The 2,482-nt window shown below is 71.5% G+C and carries 3 protein-coding genes; all 3 read left to right on the top strand.

Translation table 11 applies throughout. From position 1 onward, the window contains the following. A partial coding sequence (locus E1283_RS35205; RefSeq protein ID WP_132822232.1) for a LysM peptidoglycan-binding domain-containing protein occupies window positions 1-216 on the top strand: 216 nt, incomplete at its 5' end. A 257-nt stretch (window positions 217-473) separates the two neighbouring features. Next, on the top strand, window positions 474-1,754 hold the full coding sequence (eno, locus tag E1283_RS35200) for a phosphopyruvate hydratase (protein WP_132822231.1): 1,281 nt from the start codon (window positions 474-476) through the stop codon (window positions 1,752-1,754). A gap of 107 nt (window positions 1,755-1,861) precedes the next feature. Further along, the gene (locus tag E1283_RS35195; protein ID WP_132822230.1) at window positions 1,862-2,374 is read left to right on the top strand and encodes an FtsB family cell division protein; all 513 of its coding nucleotides are present in this window, start codon (window positions 1,862-1,864) and stop codon (window positions 2,372-2,374) included. Window positions 2,375-2,482: the final 108 nt, after the last annotated feature.

Raw genomic sequence — 2,482 nt, 5'->3', positions numbered from 1 at the left:
GCCCCCGAGGCCCCGGCCGTCGAGGAGGCCGCCCCGCTCGCCGCCGAGGTCGAGGTCCAGGGCGACGGCTCCAGCTACACCGTCGAGCCCGGTGACACCCTCTCGGCCATCGCCGAGGCGCACGACACCACCTGGCGCCAGATCTACGCCGACAACGAGTCCGTCGTCGGCGACGACCCCGACCTGATCCACCCGGGCCAGAAGCTCACGCTGTAACGGTCGCCGACCGGTCACGGCACGGGCCCCGGCACGCGCGTCGCGCGTGCCGGGGCCCGCTTCGTCCCGGCGTCGCGCGGGGATTTTCTTCACCTTGTAAACAAAAAGATGACATCCCCTCTGAGCTGGGCGTTCATGCCGACGTGGGGAGACTGCGGCGGGCTGGAGGACGGCCCCGCACCACGAGCCGGTTAGGCTCAGGGGGCTGAAGACAGCTGAAGACGTTCAAGACGATCCTTTGACCGAAGGAGACCCCCGTGCCGTCCATCGATGTCGTCGTAGCACGCGAGATCCTCGACTCGCGAGGCAACCCCACGGTCGAGGTCGAGGTCGGCCTCGACGACGGCAGCACCGGCCGCGCGGCGGTGCCCTCGGGCGCGTCCACCGGTGCCTTCGAGGCGCTGGAACTGCGGGACGGGGACCAGAGCCGCTACCTCGGCAAGGGCGTGGAGAAGGCCGTGCTCGCCGTCATCGAGCAGATCGGCCCCGAGCTGGTCGGCTACGACGCCACCGAGCAGCGGCTGATCGACCAGGCCATGTTCGACCTGGACGCCACCGCCGACAAGTCGTCGCTCGGCGCCAACGCCATCCTGGGCGTCTCGCTGGCCGTGGCGCACGCCGCGTCCGAGTCCCGTGACCTGCCCCTCTTCCGGTACCTGGGCGGCCCCAACGCGCACCTGCTGCCGGTGCCGATGATGAACATCCTCAACGGCGGCGCGCACGCCGACTCCAACGTGGACATCCAGGAGTTCATGATCGCGCCGATCGGCGCCGAGTCGTTCTCCGAGGCGGTCCGCTGGGGCGCCGAGACGTACCACACCCTCAAGAAGGTCCTGAAGGAGCGCGGCCTGGGCACCGGCCTGGGCGACGAGGGCGGCTTCGCGCCGAACCTGGAGTCCAACCGCGAGGCGCTCGACCTGATCGTCGAGGCCATCCAGAAGGCCGGCTACACCCCGGGCCAGGACATCGCGCTGGCGCTCGACGTGGCCGCCACCGAGCTCTACTCGGACGGCGTCTACACCCTGGAGGGCAAGGCGCACACCGCCGAGGAGCTGACCGCGTACTACACCGAGCTGGTGCAGGCGTACCCGCTGGTGTCCATCGAGGACCCGCTGAGCGAGGACGACTGGGAGGGCTGGCAGACCCTGACCGCCGCCCTCGGCGACAAGGTGCAGATCGTCGGCGACGACCTCTTCGTCACCAACCCCGAGCGGCTGCAGCGCGGCATCGACTCCGCCGCCGCCAACGCGCTGCTGGTGAAGGTCAACCAGATCGGCTCGCTCACCGAGACCCTCGACGCCGTCGAGCTGGCCCAGCGCAACGGCTTCAAGTGCATGATGTCCCACCGCAGCGGCGAGACCGAGGACGTCACCATCGCCGACCTCGCCGTCGCCACCAACTGCGGCCAGATCAAGACCGGCGCCCCGGCGCGGTCCGAGCGGGTCGCCAAGTACAACCAGCTGATGCGGATCGAGGAGATCCTGGACGACGCCGCCGTCTACGCCGGTCGCAGCGCCTTCCCGCGCTTCCGCGACTGACCCGCCGTTCGTCGTACGCCGGTCCCCGCCATCCGTCCCTTACGGTGGCGGGGACACGCTTCATCGGCCCCTCGGGGCCGCAACGGCAGGCCGAAGAGGGAGGCGACGTGGCCACGGACCGGGACCGGTTCTCCACCGCCACCAGGCTCAGGTTGCTCGGCGAACAGGCGGCGGAGCGCGTCTACCGCGCGCAGAGCCGCCGCCTCGAGGCCAAGCCGCGCCGCGGCCGGCTCACCGGGCGGGCCGCGGTGCTCGCCATGGTGGTCTGCACGCTGATCGTCGCCCTGGCGTATCCGCTGCGCCAGTACATCCAGCAGCGCTCCGAGATCGACGACCAGCGCCGGCTGGCCGAGGAGGCCGAGCAGCGGGTCGAGGAGCTGCGCGACGAGAAGGCCAGGTGGCAGGACGACGCCTATGTGCGGCGGCAGGCGCGTGAGCGGCTGCGGTACCTGCTGCCGGGCGAGACGGGGTACGTGCTGCCGGCCGACCCCTCCGCCGACGGCGCCGCGACCGACGGCGACCGCCCACGGCCCCGGGGCGCGACGCCGGCCGTCCGGCCCTGGTACGAGAATCTGTGGGACGGCGTCGACCGCGCCGACGCGGTGGGCCGGGACCGCTGAGTCCCCGTCGGCCCCGCCGCGACCCGCCAGGGAAAGCCCGAACGACGAGATACGAACGAGGGAAGCGACGAGATGAGCGCGAACAAGGCGGCGCCCCGGGTGCTCANC

Origin of the sequence: Streptomyces hainanensis, assembly GCF_004348415.1 — a bacterium.
GTDB lineage: Bacteria > Actinomycetota > Actinomycetes > Streptomycetales > Streptomycetaceae > Streptomyces > Streptomyces hainanensis.
Note: the sequence above shows the minus strand (reverse complement) of the source record. Positions and strands in the feature narration are given on the sequence as shown.